Below are 16,368 nucleotides of genomic sequence, written 5' to 3' on the forward strand. Positions count from 1 at the left end.
GCCATCCGTCTTTCAAACAGCACAAAAGGCACCTCAAATCCGGCAGTTGTCTTCCAAACGCCGATTATTGGCGGGAAAAATCTTCAATTCTCGGCCGCTCTGGTGACGAATGACTTCTCTGGCCATACTGGGAGGAAATACTGACCAGCCCAGGACGGACCGACGATGATCTCCGCACAGCACCAGGCATCCCAGGAAAATCCGGATCCCCCCGCCGCCGGCACCGCGGCCGGATCCACGTACAAGTTCGGTGTTTCCGTGGAGGACTACATGCTCCCGGCACGGCATCCCATTCACATGGTGGATCAGCACGGTTCACTGCTTCCCCCGGATGCGCAGGGCACCGAACCGGGCCATGAATATCAGCTTCCCAGCGATGCACAGATGATGACGGCGTACGAACATCTGGTGGTGGGCCGGCGCATCAATGATCAGAATTCGGCGCTGGTCCGGCAGGGACGCATGGCCGTCTACCCCTCCAGCCACGGGCAGGAGGCCTGCCAAGTGGCCGCGGCACTGTGCCTGGCCCGCGGCGACTGGATGTTCCCCACCTACCGGGATTCGGTGGCCGCCATGGTCCGCGGGGTTGACCCCGTGCAAGTCATGACCCTGTTCCGCGGCGACTGGCATGGCGGCTATGACCCCCACGAACACCAGGTGGGGATCTTGTCCACGCCCCTGACCACGCAGCTGCTCCACGGCGTGGGCGTGGCCCATGCCGCCAAGCTGCGCGGGGAGCAGACGGTGGTGCTGGCCATGTGCGGGGACGGCGCCACCAGTGAAGGTGACTTCCACGAGGCGCTGAACTTCGCCGCCGTGTTCAAACTCCCCGTGATCTTCTTTGTGCAGAACAACAAGTACGCCATCTCGGTGCCGCTGGCACATCAGTCGGTGGCGCCGTCGCTGGCGCACAAGGCCGTGGGCTACGGCATGGCCGGCGAGCGCGTGGACGGCAATGACCTGGTGGCGCTTTTGGCAGTGCTGGGCCGGGCAGTGGCCCTCGCCCGTGAAGGAAGCGGTCCGTTGCTGGTGGAGGCGCACACCTACCGGATGCAGGCACACACCAATGCCGACGACGCCACCCGCTACCGCCAGGACAGCGAAGTTGCGCAGTGGCTGGCAAAGGACCCGCTGACCCGCATGAAGAGCTACCTCGCCGGCAGGGGCCTGCTGGATGCGGACACGGAATCCCGGATAGCCGGCCGCGCCGAAGCGGTTGCCGCGCAGCTGCGTGATGGCCTCAACACGGACGTCGCCGTTGATCCCCAGGACCTCTTCAAGTACGTCTTCTCCTCCCCCACCCGGCAGTTGAGGGAGCAGTCGGCCATGCTCGCCGAGGAACTTTCCCGGGAAGAGGCCCCATCATGAGCCCCACCGTCACCACGTCCTCCGAAGCCAATGGCAATGTCAGTGCCGCCACGGCAAGGGCCGCCGCCAAAGCAGGTGCATCCGGGGACGGTCCCCAGCCGACCACCTTCGCCAAAGCCCTCAATACGGCCTTGGCTGATGCCATGCATGCTGACAGCTCGGTCATCGTCTTTGGCGAGGACGTGGGCGTGCTGGGCGGGGTCTTCCGCATCACCGACGGGTTGAGCAAAACATTTGGTGAGCAGCGCTGCTTCGACACCCCGCTCGCCGAGTCGGGCATTGTGGGCATGGCCGTGGGAATGGCCATGAACGGCATGCGGCCGGTGGTGGAAATGCAGTTCGACGCCTTCGCCTACCCCGCATTTGAGCAGATTGTCAGCCACGTGGCGAAGATGCACAACCGCACCCGGGGCGCCGTCACGCTGCCCCTGGTGATCCGCATCCCCTACGCCGGCGGGATCGGCGGAGTGGAACACCACTGCGATTCCTCCGAGGCTTACTACGCCCACACCGCCGGGCTGAAGGTGTATGCGCCGGCCACTGTGGCCGACGGCTACCGCATGCTCCGGGAAGCGATCGACTCCGATGACCCCATCATTTTCGTGGAGCCGAAGAAGCTGTACTGGTCCAAGGAGCTGATCAATGTGGAGCAGCTCCGCGGGCAGCACACCGTGAACATGCAGGCGGGCACCTCCAGCGAGGGCCGCGCCGCCGTCGCCCGTTCCGGAACCGACGCGACCTTGATCGCCTACGGCCCCTCCGTGCCCACGGCGCTGGCTGCAGCTGCTGCGGCCGCCGAGGAAGGGCGGTCGTTGGAGGTCATTGATGTGCGCTCCATTGTGCCGTTCGACGACGAAACCGTCGCCACCTCCGTCCGCAAAACCGGCAGGGCGGTGGTCATTGCGGAGGCACATGGCTTCGCGTCGGTGGCTTCCGAGATCGTGGCCCGGATCCAGGAACAGTGCTTCCACCAGCTGCTGGCCCCCGTCCGGCGAGTGACCGGATTCGACATCCCCTACCCGGCGCCCAAGCTGGAACACTTCTATTTGTCCGGCGTGGACCGCATCCTCGATGCCGTGGACGATCTCCAGTGGGAAGGCTGACCATGGGTGACACACAGGTATTTCTGCTGCCGGATCTGGGCGAAGGCCTCACCGAGGCAGAACTGGTCCAGTGGCTGGTGGCGGTGGGCGATGAGGTCAGCGTGGACCAGCCCATTGCCGAAGTTGAGACGGCCAAGGCCGTGGTCGAGGTGCCTTCGCCTTTCGCCGGCACCGTGGCCACACTGCATGGCGAACCGGGCCAGACCCTCGATGTGGGAAAGCCGCTGATCTCCGTCACAGCTGCAGCTGCGCCCGGGGACTCTGCCGCCGACGCTGCCGGCACTGCCTACCGGGAGGAAGAGAAGGCAGGTTCCGGGAACGTCCTGATTGGCTACGGCACCCCCGCCGGGAGCGGTGAGGCACGCCGCAGCCGGCGGCGGAAGTCCCTTGCGCCGATTGCCGCCGCGCCGATGGAGCCGGAATTGGGAAGGCCGGTGGCTGTCAGTTCCCCGCTCGTGCGCAGAATGGCCCGTGAGAACGGGATCGATCTGGGCACCTTGCAGGGCTCCGGAGCCGGTGGCCTCATCACCCGCGGCGATGTGGAAGCCGCCACACCGGCGCCGGCAGCCCCGGTGCCGGTATCACCGGAATCCGCTGACCTGAAGGTGGATGCGCGGACGGGGCTTGGCATTGCGGCACGCACACCCGTCAGGGGCGTGCGCCGGGCCGCCGCGGCCGCCCTGTCCCGCAGCCGCACGGAAATTCCCGAGGCCACGGTCTGGGTGGATGTGGATGCCACCGCCCTGATCGAGCTCCGTGCGAGCATGAAAAAACGCGACCCCGCCACCACACCTGGACTGCTGGCGTTCATTGCCCGCTTCGTGACTTCCGGGCTGAAGAAATACCCGGAACTCAACACCCGCTTCCACGCAAGCCCCGACGCCGTGGGCCACGACGTTCAGGAAATCATTGGATTCGACGGCGTCAACCTGGGGTTTGCGGCCCAAACCGACCGCGGACTGGTGGTGCCCTCCATCCGTAACGCCCACAGGCTCAGCACCCGGGAACTGGATGCTGAAATCCGTCGACTCAGCACGGCCGCACGCGAAGGCCGGGCCACACCGGCAGAGCTGGGCAGCGGCACCTTCACGCTGAACAACTACGGGGTGTTTGGGGTGGACGGGTCAGCTGCCATCATCAACCACCCGGAAGCGGCCATGCTGGGGGTGGGGCGCATCATCGACAAACCCTGGGTGGTGGACGGCCAACTGGCCGTGCGCAAGATGACCGAGCTGACCCTGGTGTTTGACCACCGCGTCTGCGACGGCGCCACGGCCGGCGACTTCCTGCGCCACGTGGCGGACGCCATGGAGTATCCTGCCTCGGCACTGGCCGACTTATAAGCCTGGTCGGGATGAAACCGGCCCTAAAGGGTGCCCGTGAAAACCGGCTTCCGCTTGTCTTGGAACGCCTGAAAACCTTCGGCATAGTCGGCCGTGGCGCAGAGCCGGGCCTGTTCGTCAGTTTCTTCCGTCATGGCCTGCCACAGGCCCAGGCGCTGATCGCGGATGTGCGCCACCAGTTCCTTGCTGGCCGCAAAGGCAGCCGTGGCACCGGTGGCCACCTGGCCCACAATGTCCCGCGTCCGGGCCAGGAGTTCCGCCGCCGGCATGGCCCGGCTGAACAGTCCCTGCGCCACCGCCTCCGTGCCGCTGATCAACTCGGCGGTGTAGATCAAATCCAGGGTCCGGTGCATGCCCAGCCGCTCGGTGAAGTACCAGTGGCCGCCGGAATCCAAGGTGGCCCCGAGCCTGGCGAAGGGCGAGCCGAACTTGGCGTTCTCGGCTACATAGACCACATCCGTGGCCAGCAGCAGTCCCAGCCCCACACCCAGGCAGGCGCCCTGCGCCGCAGCAAAGGTGGGAGCCGGGAATGACGCCATTTTCTGCAGCAGCGGCTGCACCAGCTTGCCCAGGTAGGCGGCGGCGTCGTCATTGTCCGGGGTGACGTTGTGAATGTCCCGGCCGGCGCAGAAGGCGCGGCCCTGCCCCCGCAGCAGCAGCGCCCGCACCTCCCCGCGTGCGGCGGCGGCAGCGGCGTCGTCGTAGGCCCGGGACAAAGCGGCGAGCGCCACTTCGTCCAGGGAGTTCAGTTTGTGCGGGGCGTCAAGGACCACCTCGGCAACGCCATCGGTGATGGTCAGGGAAATCATGGCTCTCCTAGCTTTAGACGTCGAAGTCCACTGTGACGGCCGCGGTGGTGGGGTGCGACTGGCAGGTCAGTACGTACCCCTTGTCCAGTTCGTCCTGTTCCAGCGCGTAGTTTTCATCCATGGCCACGCTGCCGGCGACCACCTTGGCGCGGCAGGTGCCGCACACTCCCCCGGCGCAGGCGAACGGCACGTCCGGGCGGACGCGGAGGGCGGCATTGAGGATGGATTCGCGCGCGTGGGTGGGGCTGGCCACCTCGCCCTGCAGGCCGTCGAGCTTGAACGTGATCTTGTACGTCTCCTGGGATTCATCCACCAGCACGGGCCGGCCGGCCTGGCCTTCCGGGCGGTCGGGCCTGCCGGAGGTGAACAGTTCAAAGCGGATGTTCTCAGGCTTGACGCCGCGTTCTGCAAGGGTGTCCCGGCACAGCTGCACCAGATCGAAGGGCCCGCACAGGAACCATTCGTCGACGTCGACCGCGTGGATGGCGGTGCCCAGCAGCTGCCGCAGCTTGTCGGCGTCGATCCTCCCGCTGAGCAGCGGCGCGATCCGCTGTTCGCGGGACAGGACGTGGTGGATGGCCAGGCGCTGCGGGTATTTGTCCTTCAAATCCGCCAGTTCCTCCAGGAACATGACGTCCATGGCGGCCTTGTTGGCGTAGATGAGGTCAAAGCGGCTCCGGGGGTTGGCTGCCAGCAGGGTCCGGGCAATGGCGATCACCGGGGTGATGCCCGAGCCGGCGGCGACCGCCACAAAGCTTGCCTCGCCGTTCGCGGCAATTTCCCCGGCCAGCTCCTGGGGCCGGTTCATGGAACTCATGACGTTCTTCTCCGCCGTGGTGCCGTCCCGGCCATGTTTGGACACAAACGCGCCCATGGGGCTCATGACGTCCAGGGTGTCCCCCGCCGCCAGCATGGTGTTGGCCCAGGTGGAGAACCGCCCGCCCAGATCCTGCTTGACCGCCACCTTGATCTCGCTGCTGCCGTCCGCGAAGCTGCGTGGCTCGGCGCAGATGGAGTAGCTGCGGCGCACTTCGCGGGGCACGCCGTTGTCATCCGGCAAGGTGGTGCGCAGGGCCACGTATTGCCCGGGCAGGTAGTCGAACCGGCCGGCGAGCGCCGCAGGCACGTGGAAGGTGACTTCAACGGCGTCGGCGGTCAGCCGGCGCACCGCCTTGACCGTCAGTGCGTGGAAGGACGGCCGACGGCGGCCCGTGGCCTGGGCCGGTTTGGCGGCGGTCTGGGGGGCAACGGTCATGGGGGTTCCTTACAGGACTTTGAAGTAGTCGAACGGTTCCCGGCAGTCCAGGCACACGTGGAGGGCCTTGCAGGAGGTGGAACCGAAGCGGGTGAGTTCCTTGGTGTTGAGCGAGGAGCACTGGGGGCATTTGACGGCCAGCGTCAGCCGGATGGGGCCGGCGTGCCGCAGGGCCGTTGACTGGCCCGACGGCGGCGCGATTCCGTACTCCTCCAGCTTTGTTTTGCCCACCTCACTCATCCAGTCGGTGGTCCAGGCCGGGGCCAGGACCAGTTCCACGTCCACTGCGGCGTAGCCCTGCTGCGCAAAGGCGGTTTGCAGGTCCGCGCGGATGGCGTCCATGGCCGGGCATCCCGAATAGGTGGGGGTGATGGTGACCTTGACGCCGCCCTGGGCCACCTCCACGGTGCGCAGGATGCCGAGGTCGGCAATGGTGAGTACCGGAATTTCGGGGTCGCACACCGTGGCGGCAATGTCCCAGGCCCTCTGCTCTTCTTGGGTGCCGGTCATGGCGCTCACCAGTTGGCCCCGGGATGTTCCCTGGCCAGCACCTGCATTTCCGCCAGGATGTAGCCCAGGTGTTCGGAGTGGAGGCCGCGTCGGCCGCCGCCGGGGGCCTGCGGAACGTCCGGCACCTCCAGTTCCGCTGCGGTGAGGATTTCCCCCATCAACCGGTCAAAGTCTTCCCGGAGGGAGGACGGCTGCACGGCCACGCCGGCCTCCGCGAGGGTTGTGGTGAGCGCGTCATCGGCAAAGAGTTCGCCAACATAAGGCCACATCAGCTTCAAAGCATGGATGATCCTGTGGCGGGATTCGTCGGTGCCGCCGGCCAGGCGCAGCACCCATTGGGCGCTGTGGTCGCGGTGGTAGTCCACTTCCTTGACGGCTTTGGCGGCAATGGCCGCCAGCGTGGCGTCGGTGGAGGCGGCCAGCCGGCGGTACAGCTCGAACTGGTAGTAGCTGACCACCAGCTGGCGGGCAATGGTCACGGCGAAGTCGCCGTTGGGCTGCTCAAACAGGTGCGCGGAGCGGAACTCGTGCTCCCGGCGGAAGTAGGCGAGCTCGTCCTCGCTTTTGGGCCCATTGTCGCCGCCCAGGCCACCGCCGGCGTAGCTCAGGAAGGACCGGGCGTGGCCCAGTTGGTCCAGGGCAATGTTGCCCAGGGCCACATCCTCCTCCAGCTCCGGGGCGCGGGATATCCAGTGGCTCAGGCGCTGTGCCAGAATCAAGGCGTCGTCGCCTAGGCGCAGCGCGTACTCGGCCACGTCCGCGCCGGGCCGGGCGCTGCCGGTGCGTGCTTCTTGGGCATTGTCCTCCGGGCGGAGCGCGTTGCCGGGGGTGATGCGGGTGGCGGAGGCGTTGGAATCGCCGCCGGCCACAGCGGTGGAGATGTCCCCGTGGCCTGTGGTTTCAGTGGCTTTGACCGGGTTCACAGGTGCTTCACCTCCGCACTCTTGGTGTAATACGTGGCGTGCCGGTAGTCCTTGCCCTGGGGCGATTCAAAGAACGAGCCCTTGGCATCCGGATCGCTGGTGGCAATGGTGTCCGCCGGGACCACCCAAATGGAGACGCCCTCGTTCCGGCGGGTGTACAGGTCCCGGGCGTTGCGCAGCGCCATGGCCGCATCGGGGGCGTGCAGGGAACCGGCGTGGACGTGGGACAGGCCGCGGCTGGACCGCACGAAGACCTCCCAAAGCCCCCAGGCGTGGCGGTCGGTGGACCCGGCGGCGGTCATGCTGCGTGCTCCTCGCCGTCGGCGTCGTGCTTTGCCCGCTGTTTCTCCGTATAGGCGGCGGCCGCCTCGCGGACCCAGGCGCCGTCGTCGTGCGCCTGCCGGCGGCGCTCCAGGCGCTGCGCGTTGCAGGGGCCCCGGCCGGCCAGCACCTCCTGGAATTCACTCCAGTCCAGCGGGCCGTGCTCCCATCTGTTGCTGTCCTCGTTGAAGCGGACCTCGTTGTCCGGCAGGGTCAGGCCCAGCACGCGGACCTGTTCCACCATCATCCCCACGAAGCGGCTGCGCAGCTCGTCGTTGCTGAAGCGCTTGATGTTCCAGGCCATGGACTGCTGGGAGTTGGGTGAATCGTCATCCGGCGGGCCGAACATCATCAGCGACGGCGCGTACCAGCGGTTCACTGCGTCCTGCGCCATTTGTTTTTGTTCGGGGGTGCCGTGGGCGAGCTCCAGCAGGATCTCAAAACCCTGGCGCTGGTGGAAGGATTCCTCCTTGCAGACCCGCACCATGGCCCGGGCGTAGGGGCCGTAGGAGGCGCGGCACAGCGGCACTTGGTTGCAGATGGCGGCTCCATCGACCAGCCAGCCAATGGCCCCCATGTCCGCCCAAGCGCGTGCCGGATAGTTGAAGATGCTGGAGTAGCGGGCCTTGCCGGCAATGAGGGCGTCCATCATGTCGTCGCGGGACTGGCCCAGCGTTTCGGCGGCGGAGTACAGGTACAGTCCGTGGCCCGCCTCGTCCTGGACCTTGGCCATGAGGATGGCCTTGCGTTTCAGGCTGGGCGCGCGGGTGATCCAGTTGGCTTCGGGCTGCATGCCAATGATTTCCGAGTGCGCGTGCTGGGAGATCTGGCGCAGGAGGGTCTTGCGGTAGGCCGCGGGCATCCAGTCCCGCGGCTCAATCCGTGAATCCGCCGCGATGACCGCATCAAAGTTGGCTTGGCCGTCGGCGTCAAGGCGTGCCTGGGCTTCCTCCGGCGTCAACTCACCGGAGGCTGGCTGGAGGGTCTGGGAGGTCATGTTCCTGCTCCTTTGCTGCAAATCTTGGTGTTGGCGATCCGAGTCATGGTGGCCGCCCCTACTTTTCGACCAGGGTGAGGACGTCATAGGTGGCCACGACCTCGTCGTTTTGATTGCTGAGCACTGCGTCCCAGGCCACCTCGCCATAGTCATCTGTTTCGCGGGGCGTGATTTTCTTCGCCGTCAGGGTCACGCGGATGGAGTCGCCACCGGCGACGGGCGTGATGAAGCGCAGGTTCTCCAGCCCGTAGTTGGCCAGCACCGGGCCCGGGGCCGGTTCCACAAACAATCCGGCGCCCCAGGCCAGCAGCAGGTAGCCGTGGGCCACAATGCCCGGGAAAAACGGGTTGGCCGCAGCGGCTTCCTGGTTCGTGTGGGCGTAGAAGGTGTCCCCCGTGGAGTTCGCGAAGGCCGTGATGTCCTCAAGGGTGACCTGCCGCAGTTCGGAGCGGACGGCGTCGCCCATCCGCAGCGTTTCCAGGGATTTCCGGAACGGGTGCGTGCCCTCGGTCTCCGCCGTGAAGTTCCGCGCCGCGCCGGCATGCCAGATGCCTGTGACGGCCGTGAGCATGTTGGGTGAGCCCTGGATGGCGGTGCGCTGCATGTGGTGCAGCACGGAGCGGATGCCGCCCAGTTCCTCCCCGCCTCCGGCGCGGCCGGGGCCACCGTGGACCAGGTGCGGAACGGGGCTGCCGTGGCCGGTGGAACTGCGGGCATCCTCGCGGTTGAGCATCAGCACGCGGCCGTGGTGGGCGGCAATGCCCATGACCAGTTCCTTGGCAATGGCGGGATCATTGGTGCAGACGGTGGCCACGAGGGATCCCCCGCCGCGGGCGGCGAGGCGGACGGCGTCGGCCAGGTCCGTGTAGCCAAGCACCGAGGCCACTGGGCCAAAGGCCTCCAGCGTGTGGAGGGCATCCGCTTCGGGGTCGTCCCAGCTGAGCAGCACCGGGGACATGAAGGCGCCGTCCGCCACCACGCCCGTGGTTCCGTCGGCGGAGATGGCCGACGGCGAATCAAGGGTTCCGTACGCAAGCTCGCCGCCGGCGTCGAGCATGGACTGTACGGCCGCGCGGACGTCATGGAGCTGCTCGAGCGAGGCCAGCGCACCCATGGTGACGCCCTCGGCGCGGGGATCCCCCACCACCACGCGTTCGTCCACGCGTTTGCCAATGGCGGCAATGACGGCCGGCACCAGCGCCTGCGGGACGATGGCGCGACGGATGGCCGTGCACTTTTGGCCTGCCTTGACTGTCATTTCCGTGACCACGGACTTGATGAAGGCGTCGAATTCGGGGGTGCCCTCCACCGCGTCCGGGCCCAGGATCGCGGCGTTCAGCGAATCCGTTTCGGAGGTGAAGCGGACCCCGCCTTCCACCACATTGGGGTGTGACTTCAGGTGCTGGGCAGTGGATGCGGAGCCGGTGAAGGCCACCAGATCGCGGTGGTCGAGGACGTCCAGCAGGCCGCGGGCGGAGCCGGATACCAGCTGCAGAGAGCCCTCGGGCAGGATCTTGGATTCAATGATGGCCTTGACCACGGCCGCGGCAACGTACCCGGTGGGGGTGGCGGGTTTGACGATGGTGGGCACCCCGGCAAGGAAGGCCGGTGCCAGCTTCTCCAGCATGCCCCAGACCGGGAAGTTGAAGGCGTTGATCTGCACCGCCACCCCGGGGATGCGGGTGTAGATGTGTTCGCCGGCAAAGGAGCCGTCCTTGGACAAGACCTCCAGGGGCCCGTCCACCACCACCTGTGCGTTGGGCAGCTCACGCCGGCCCTTGGAAGCAAAGGTGAACAGGACACCGACGCCGCCGTCAATGTCCACCATGGAGTCGATCTTGGTGGCGCCGGTCTGCGCGGACACGGCGTAAAACTCCTCGCACCGGGCATTGAGGTATTGGGCCAGTTCCTTGAGCTGGAGCGCGCGCTGATGGAAGGTCAGCCGGCCCAGCCCGGCCTGGCCCACGGTGCGCCCGTAGTCCACCACCGGCTTCAGGTCCAGCCCCTTGGCGCTCACCTGTGCCAAAAGTTCGCCGGTGCTGGCATCCCGGACGGGAACCGCGGAGTCCAGGGCCCCGGCGTCGGGTGTCCACCAGCCGTTATTGACGAAGCTGGGCACCGTTTCCACTGTGTGGGCTGGCTGGGCTGCTGCCGTGGTGGCTGTGGAAGTCATGGTGGTGGCAGACCTTTCACTTCAAGCTCAAACGCTGTATTACTGACCGATCGTTCAGTCATTCAGCCTAAGGCTACCTGAAGAAGTGCCTGGCGTCACCCAACGGCTGCGTCCGTGCGCAGCTGGCAGAGCCCTTTCGCCGCCGGGAGGCAAAGGGTGTCACGCGGTCCAGTCGAAGAAGCCCTGCCCGGACTTGCGCCCCAGCTCGCCGCGGGCCACCTTGTCCTTCAGGATCTGCGGCGGAGCAAAGCGCTCGCCCAGCGTGGAGTGCAGGTAATCGGCAATGCCAAGGCGCACGTCCAGGCCCACAAGGTCGGTGGTCCGCAACGGCCCCGTGGGATGTTTGTAGCCCAGCACCATGGCGGCATCGATGTCCTCCGGAGACGCCACACCCTCCTCCACCATGCGCATGGCCTCCAGTGCAATGGCCACGCCCAGCCGCGATGACGCAAACCCCGGTGCGTCGTTGACCACGACTGCCGTCTTTCCCAGTGCCGCCACCCATCCCTTTGCGACGGCAGCCAGCTCCACGGACGTCTGCTCGCCGACCACCACTTCAATCAACGTGGACGCAGGCACGGGGTTGAAGAAGTGCAGGCCCACAAAGTTCTGCGGCCGCCGCAGTTCCCGGGCCAATCCGTTGATGGACAGGGAGGAGGTGTTGGAGGCCAGGAACGCGTCCTCACCGAGCCATTCCTCAATGCCTCGGAGGGAGCGAACCTTGAGTTCCCAGTCTTCAGGAACGGCCTCCACCACGAGCCCGCACTCCGTGAAACCGTCAGGGTCCGCGGTGACGCTGAGCCTGGCAGAGAGTTCCGCAAAGCCGGCACCGGTGGCGCCGCGTTCAATGCTCTTGGTGATGGCGGATTCCACCCGCTCCCTAGCCGCCTGGGCCGAGACCGCATCCCGTTCCACCACGAGGATGTGGGCACCGGCCAAGAGAAAGGCGTGGGCGATTCCGGCGCCCATCCGGCCGCCGCCCAGGATGCCAACCCTGGACGGAAAATTTACTTCGGTCATTCCCGCTCCCCTGCCTGCTTGCCGCTGGCCTTCCTATCCAGAAAGGCTTGCATGCGCTCGAATTTGGCCGGGGATTCAAAGAGGATGCCTTGGGCCAGCTGGTCAATTAACGGGTGGGCTTCGGCGGGGGCGGCGAACACCGATTTGGTGATCCGGACGGCCAAGGGATCCTGCTGGGCAACCCTGTCGGCCAGCGCATGTGCGGCATTCATCAGCTCCGGCACTTCGTGGATTTCAGTGATGAGGTGCACCGCCAAGGCCTCCTCCGCGCGCAGGATCAGGCCGGCCAAGAGGATTTGCTTGGCCACGGGCTCCCCCACCAGCTCCTTCAGCCGCCAGCTGGCACCGGCTGCCGCCAGAATGCCCATGCCGGTCTCAGGGTTGCCGATCCGCACACTGGGCGTGCCGATCCGAAAGTCCGCGGCGTAGGCCAGTTCCGCGCCGCCACCCAAACAGTACCCATCCAGCGCGGCAATCACGGGCATGGGCAGCTTGGCGATCCGGGAAAATAGCGCGGAGTTGATCCCCTGCAGGGCATCGTCCCGGCGCCGCTCCCGCAACTGGGCAATATCCGCACCCGAGGCAAATACCCCGTCAACGCCTGCCAGGATCAGGATTTTGGGATTGCGCTCCAGTGCCGCGCAGACCAAGTGGAGTTCGTCCACCATCTGCTGGTTGATGGCGTTTTTGACGTCCGGCCGGTTTAAGAGCACCACCACCCGGTCCGCCCGCTCGTCGACCAGGAGGGTGCCGAAAGTTGCGGCCATGGACTGCTCCCCGTGGTCTTGGGCGGGCATTAGACACGCTCCAGCAACATGGCCGTGCCCTGGCCCACGCCAACGCACATGGTGGCCAGGCCGATCTTGGCGTCCTCGCGTTCCATCCGGCCCAGCAGGGTGACGGCAATTCTGGAGCCGCTGGAACCCAGCGGGTGCCCCAGGCTGATGGCGCCGCCGTCGTTATTGACAGTGTCCGGGTCCAGACCCAGCCGGCGGATGGTGGCCAGTGACTGCGTGGCAAACGCTTCATTGAGTTCCACGGCATCCAGATCACCAACGTCCAAACCGCTACGCTGGAGGACTTTTTGCGTGGCGGGGACAGGGCCAATGCCCATAAGCTCGGGTTCGCAGCCGGCCGAGGCCCCGTCAATGATGCGGGCACGCGGGGTGAGTCCGAGCCGCGCAATGGCTGCCCCGGAGGCGACGATGATGGCCGAGGCGCCGTCGTTGAGGGTGGAGGAATTTCCGGCGGTGACCACTGAGCCGCCCTTGACCACGGGGCGCAGCCCGGCCAGGACGTCCATGGTGGTGCCCGCGCGGGGCCCCTCGTCAGTGTCCACGAGGGTTTCGGTTTTGCGGGCCTTGACCGTCACAGGCACAATCTCTTCCTTGAAGCGGCCGGCAGCAATGGCGGCCAGCGAGCGCTCGTGGGACCTGACAGCGAAGGCATCGGCGTCCTCGCGGGTGATGCCATCCACCCGGGCAACTTCCTCGGCAGTCTCCGGCATGGAGAAGGTCATCTTGCCGCCGCGGGCCAGCCCACCGGATTCGAAGAGCGGATTGACGAAGCGCCACCCAATGGAGCTGTCAAAAATTTGGCCGGGCTTGGCAAACGCAGTGACCGGTTTTTCCTGGACCCACGGCGCGCGGCTCATGGATTCCACTCCCCCGGCAATGACCACGTCCGCGGCGCCGGACTTGATCATGTGGCTGGCTTGGATGATGGCGCTCAGCCCGGCGGCGCACAGGCGGTTGACGGTGATGCCGGGGATGTGGAGGGGCAGACCCGCCAGCAGGGTGGCCATCCGCGCCACGTTGCGATTTTCCTCGCCGGCACCGTTGGCATTGCCCAAAATGACTTCCTCGATGCTTCCCGGATCCAATCCGGCGCGAACCACGGCCTCCCGGATCACCAGCGCGGCGAGGTCATCCGGCCGGACGGAGGAGAGCGCCCCTCCGTAACGGCCCACCGGCGTTCGGACACCCCCAACAAGGAAAGCCTGCGGCCCTGCAGTACCCGGCCCCATGCGACATCCCTCCCGTAACCAGCCTTAGTCGGTGAAGCCTGGTGTTTACCGACCGTTCGTTCTGAAAATACTACACTGCGGTGTGTTGGGGGCGTTGGATTTCCGGGTTTCCGGGCTGGCGGGGGAACAAAAGAACGGGCGCTCTGAGGGTGCGTCCTGGTGCGCCGCATCGTTGACTCATCTGTCGCGAACGCGTTGACACCCTTGAATCAGACTTTTCGCCATGCCCAATATTGCGCCTAACGATCGCTCCTCAGTCTTGAAGCTCAAGAACGGCCCCTCGACGCAGCTTCGGGCACGGTGGCAATCCCGAACACCGTCCAATAAGGTCTCTACGCGAGCCGCGGTACCTTTAAACCAACAAAATCTCTACGCACTCCGCACTACCTTCAAATACGTCTCGACACGTCACCATGAGCCGCTTATTGGCTTTGAACTGACGATTCCCGCTGCTGATCAGCGGTCAATACAAACCTGCCAATAGGCCGTCCTGGTCCGTTCCTGCATGGCGTTATCGCAACGATGCAAGATACTAATAGTGGTCGATGGGCCTTCAAAAGACGAACTACCGCTGAAGTTGAGGCTTTTGCCTTGCGGCCATCAACTATTAGGTGGCCGAGTCCAAAGATGGGTACCACAGTCGAATCGACCGGGAGGCTCGGACCCGTTCGTAAGTCGGGGGTGAGGGGTGTAACTTTCTCCAGGGAAGTTCCTTTACTTCATGGAGTTCTTGGCTGGATGCTTAAAGTGCACTGCCGTCCACCCCAGATTCTGGGTGGACGGCAGTGCACGTTTTTCATTACTGGGTCTCAGATCAGCCAGGCCGTGGCGTCGGCAGGCAGCATGCCTGCTTCCAGGGGGACGCTGCTGAGGGCAATCGTTCCTTCAGGCAGCGCGACTGCGGTCTTGCCGAAGTTGGTGACGACGTTCCAGCCGTTGGGGCGTGCGAAGTGCAGCACATCAGGGTTGGAATTGGTGACCCAGACCAGTTCTTCTGAGGTTTGCAGGGATCGTCGCAAGGACAGAGCGTTACGGTACATGTTCAGGGTGGAAGATTCCTGGCCGTCCTGGACCGATACTGCGTGCCCGGCAAACCAGCCTGGTTGGGGCAGGTGCGCCTGGGTGCCACCAAAACCGAAGGAGGCATCCTCATTGGTCCAGGGTAATGGCACGCGGCAACCGTCACGGCCCTTTTCAACCCCCGCATTACGGAAGAACGTGGGATCCTGCCGGTCTGCGTCAGGGATGTCAGCCACTTCATGAAGGCCCAGTTCCTCACCCTGGTATAAATAGGCGGAACCGGGAAGCGCCAGCATGAACAAGGTGGCTGCGCGGGCCCGGCGCTCACCAAGCTCACGGTTCAGATCTGCCTCGCTGCCACCAGCGAGGATCCAGTCTTTGCCGTCTTGGGTCTTTTCGGCATCTGCCAGCGTGGGCAGACCGTAACGGGTGGCATGACGGACCACATCGTGGTTGGAAAACACCCAGGTGGAGGAAGCACCTGTGGCTGCGGACTCAGCCAGATTCTTCGTGACCACGGAGGCGAAGGATGTGGCATCGAAGTCGGCCATGAGCAAGTCAAAGTTGAACGCTTGGCCCAAACCTTCCGTGGAGGCATAGCGGGCACGGCGGGACTGATCCACCCACGCTTCGGCGACAGCTGTGCGCGGAGGGTTGTACTCGTTGAACAAAGCCCGCCACTCGGTATAAATATCGTGGACCTCGTCACGGTCCCACAAGGGGTTTGTGCCGTTGTTCAGTTTCTCCAGCTCGTCAATTTGGGCCTGCGACGGCAGCGGCTCGGCGAGGTCCTTCATCAAGGCATGCGCCACGTCGATGCGGAACCCGTCAACACCCCGGTCCGACCAGAAACGCAGTGTCTTCAAAAAATCGTCGCGGATCTCCCTGTTGTCCCAGTTGAAGTCGGGTTGCTCCGAGGCGAACAAATGAAGGTACCACTGGCCGTCGGGAACCTGGGTCCAGGCAGGACCGCCAAAGACGGAGGTCCAATCCGACGGTGGGAGTTCACCGTTGACGCCTTGACCGTCTCGGAATATGTAGCGGGCACGGGCCGCGGACCCCCTCTCAGCTGCTAGCGCTTCTTGAAACCATGCGTGCTGGTTCGATGAGTGATTGGGGACAATGTCCACAATGAGCTTTATGCCTGCTGCGTACAGTGCTGTCTTCATCTGGTCAAAATCCGCCAGGGTACCCAAACGAGGGTCAACATTGCGGTAATCGGCAACATCGTAACCGCCGTCGGCCAACTCGGAGGGGTAAAAAGGACTGAGCCACACGGCATCCACGCCTAGTTCCTGCAAATAGGGAACCTTGGCGGTAATGCCGGCAATGTCACCGAGTCCGTCGGCATTCGAATCATAAAAACTGCGCGGGTAAATCTGGTAAACAACGGCTTGACGCCACCAGGTGGCTTCATCCGTGTGTTGTGAGGTGGCGGGAAGGGCGTGGAGTGTCTCGGTCATGGTGTCCTATGGTGGTTGAGTTGGTTGAGGTGGTTGA

The 16,368-nt window shown here is 65.1% G+C and carries 14 protein-coding genes; 3 read left to right on the forward strand and 11 right to left on the reverse strand.

The window, feature by feature from the left end:
- Positions 1 to 165 precede the first annotated feature (165 nt).
- Genes ACFUCV_RS11790 through ACFUCV_RS11800 form a run of 3 tightly spaced genes read left to right on the forward strand, consistent with a single transcriptional unit; the run spans position 166 to position 3,814 of the window.
- Positions 166 to 1,368, forward strand: a complete 1,203-nt coding sequence (locus ACFUCV_RS11790; protein ID WP_380815856.1) for a thiamine pyrophosphate-dependent dehydrogenase E1 component subunit alpha — start codon at positions 166 to 168, stop codon at positions 1,366 to 1,368.
- Positions 1,365 to 2,471: an alpha-ketoacid dehydrogenase subunit beta gene (locus tag ACFUCV_RS11795; protein WP_380815858.1), complete on the forward strand. Its 1,107-nt coding sequence runs from the start codon at positions 1,365 to 1,367 to the stop codon at positions 2,469 to 2,471. The genes ACFUCV_RS11790 and ACFUCV_RS11795 overlap by 4 nt, the downstream gene beginning before the upstream one ends.
- 2 nt (positions 2,472 to 2,473) lie before the next feature.
- Complete coding sequence (locus ACFUCV_RS11800; RefSeq protein WP_380815860.1) at positions 2,474 to 3,814, forward strand: dihydrolipoamide acetyltransferase family protein; 1,341 nt, start codon at positions 2,474 to 2,476, stop codon at positions 3,812 to 3,814.
- A 23-nt stretch (positions 3,815 to 3,837) separates the two neighbouring features.
- On the opposite strand, the gene ACFUCV_RS11805 is transcribed toward ACFUCV_RS11800, so the two are convergent.
- The 11 genes from ACFUCV_RS11805 to ACFUCV_RS11855 all read right to left on the reverse strand — a co-directional run bounded on the left by ACFUCV_RS11805 (position 3,838) and on the right by ACFUCV_RS11855 (position 16,331).
- Entirely contained in the window at positions 3,838 to 4,623 is a 786-nt protein-coding gene (locus tag ACFUCV_RS11805) for an enoyl-CoA hydratase/isomerase family protein (protein ID WP_380815862.1), read from the reverse strand.
- Positions 4,624 to 4,636: 13 nt separating this feature from the next.
- Positions 4,637 to 5,878 (reverse strand): 1,2-phenylacetyl-CoA epoxidase subunit PaaE, encoded by a 1,242-nt coding sequence (gene paaE / locus ACFUCV_RS11810; RefSeq protein WP_380815865.1) that lies wholly within the window; start codon positions 5,876 to 5,878, stop codon positions 4,637 to 4,639.
- A gap of 9 nt (positions 5,879 to 5,887) precedes the next feature.
- Positions 5,888 to 6,388 (reverse strand): 1,2-phenylacetyl-CoA epoxidase subunit PaaD, encoded by a 501-nt coding sequence (gene paaD / locus ACFUCV_RS11815; RefSeq protein WP_380815867.1) that lies wholly within the window; start codon positions 6,386 to 6,388, stop codon positions 5,888 to 5,890.
- 5 nt (positions 6,389 to 6,393) lie between these two features.
- Complete coding sequence (gene paaC, locus ACFUCV_RS11820) at positions 6,394 to 7,311, reverse strand: 1,2-phenylacetyl-CoA epoxidase subunit PaaC (protein ID WP_380815869.1); 918 nt, start codon at positions 7,309 to 7,311, stop codon at positions 6,394 to 6,396.
- Positions 7,308 to 7,613: a 1,2-phenylacetyl-CoA epoxidase subunit PaaB gene (gene paaB, locus ACFUCV_RS11825; RefSeq protein WP_380815871.1), complete on the reverse strand. Its 306-nt coding sequence runs from the start codon at positions 7,611 to 7,613 to the stop codon at positions 7,308 to 7,310. The genes paaC and paaB overlap by 4 nt, the downstream gene beginning before the upstream one ends.
- Positions 7,610 to 8,629: a 1,2-phenylacetyl-CoA epoxidase subunit PaaA gene (gene paaA / locus ACFUCV_RS11830; RefSeq protein WP_380815873.1), complete on the reverse strand. Its 1,020-nt coding sequence runs from the start codon at positions 8,627 to 8,629 to the stop codon at positions 7,610 to 7,612. The genes paaB and paaA overlap by 4 nt, the downstream gene beginning before the upstream one ends.
- Before the next feature lie 58 nt (positions 8,630 to 8,687).
- On the reverse strand, positions 8,688 to 10,802 hold the full coding sequence (paaZ, locus tag ACFUCV_RS11835; protein ID WP_380815875.1) for a phenylacetic acid degradation bifunctional protein PaaZ: 2,115 nt from the start codon (positions 10,800 to 10,802) through the stop codon (positions 8,688 to 8,690).
- A 159-nt stretch (positions 10,803 to 10,961) separates the two neighbouring features.
- Positions 10,962 to 11,822 carry a 3-hydroxyacyl-CoA dehydrogenase family protein gene (locus ACFUCV_RS11840; RefSeq protein WP_380815877.1) on the reverse strand — a complete coding sequence of 287 codons (861 nt, stop codon included), beginning with the start codon at positions 11,820 to 11,822 and terminating at the stop codon, positions 10,962 to 10,964.
- Complete coding sequence (locus tag ACFUCV_RS11845) at positions 11,819 to 12,619, reverse strand: enoyl-CoA hydratase/isomerase family protein (RefSeq protein ID WP_380815879.1); 801 nt, start codon at positions 12,617 to 12,619, stop codon at positions 11,819 to 11,821. The genes ACFUCV_RS11840 and ACFUCV_RS11845 overlap by 4 nt, the downstream gene beginning before the upstream one ends.
- On the reverse strand, positions 12,619 to 13,848 hold the full coding sequence (locus ACFUCV_RS11850; protein WP_380815881.1) for a thiolase family protein: 1,230 nt from the start codon (positions 13,846 to 13,848) through the stop codon (positions 12,619 to 12,621). Before ACFUCV_RS11850 ends, ACFUCV_RS11845 begins: the two co-directional genes overlap by 1 nt.
- Before the next feature lie 809 nt (positions 13,849 to 14,657).
- Positions 14,658 to 16,331, reverse strand: coding sequence for a glycoside hydrolase family 13 protein (locus ACFUCV_RS11855; RefSeq protein WP_380815884.1), 1,674 nt, complete (start codon positions 16,329 to 16,331; stop codon positions 14,658 to 14,660).
- Between the last annotated feature and the right edge of the window lie 37 nt (positions 16,332 to 16,368).

Source organism: Specibacter sp. NPDC057265 (assembly GCF_042668835.1).
Taxonomy (GTDB): domain Bacteria; phylum Actinomycetota; class Actinomycetes; order Actinomycetales; family Micrococcaceae; genus Specibacter.

Coding starts and splice junctions, on each gene's coding strand:
- ACFUCV_RS11805 (WP_380815862.1), bottom strand. CDS start 4,623: ATGATTTCCCTGACCATCACCGATGGCGTTGCCGAGGTGGTCCTTGAC.
- ACFUCV_RS11855 (WP_380815884.1), bottom strand. CDS start 16,331: ATGACCGAGACACTCCACGCCCTTCCCGCCACCTCACAACACACGGAT.
- ACFUCV_RS11790 (WP_380815856.1), top strand. CDS start 166: ATGATCTCCGCACAGCACCAGGCATCCCAGGAAAATCCGGATCCCCCC.
- ACFUCV_RS11850 (WP_380815881.1), bottom strand. CDS start 13,848: ATGGGGCCGGGTACTGCAGGGCCGCAGGCTTTCCTTGTTGGGGGTGTC.
- paaE (WP_380815865.1), bottom strand. CDS start 5,878: ATGACCGTTGCCCCCCAGACCGCCGCCAAACCGGCCCAGGCCACGGGC.
- paaD (WP_380815867.1), bottom strand. CDS start 6,388: ATGACCGGCACCCAAGAAGAGCAGAGGGCCTGGGACATTGCCGCCACG.
- ACFUCV_RS11845 (WP_380815879.1), bottom strand. CDS start 12,619: ATGCCCGCCCAAGACCACGGGGAGCAGTCCATGGCCGCAACTTTCGGC.
- ACFUCV_RS11800 (WP_380815860.1), top strand. CDS start 2,474: ATGGGTGACACACAGGTATTTCTGCTGCCGGATCTGGGCGAAGGCCTC.
- ACFUCV_RS11840 (WP_380815877.1), bottom strand. CDS start 11,822: ATGACCGAAGTAAATTTTCCGTCCAGGGTTGGCATCCTGGGCGGCGGC.
- paaA (WP_380815873.1), bottom strand. CDS start 8,629: ATGACCTCCCAGACCCTCCAGCCAGCCTCCGGTGAGTTGACGCCGGAG.
- paaB (WP_380815871.1), bottom strand. CDS start 7,613: ATGACCGCCGCCGGGTCCACCGACCGCCACGCCTGGGGGCTTTGGGAG.
- ACFUCV_RS11795 (WP_380815858.1), top strand. CDS start 1,365: ATGAGCCCCACCGTCACCACGTCCTCCGAAGCCAATGGCAATGTCAGT.
- paaZ (WP_380815875.1), bottom strand. CDS start 10,802: ATGACTTCCACAGCCACCACGGCAGCAGCCCAGCCAGCCCACACAGTG.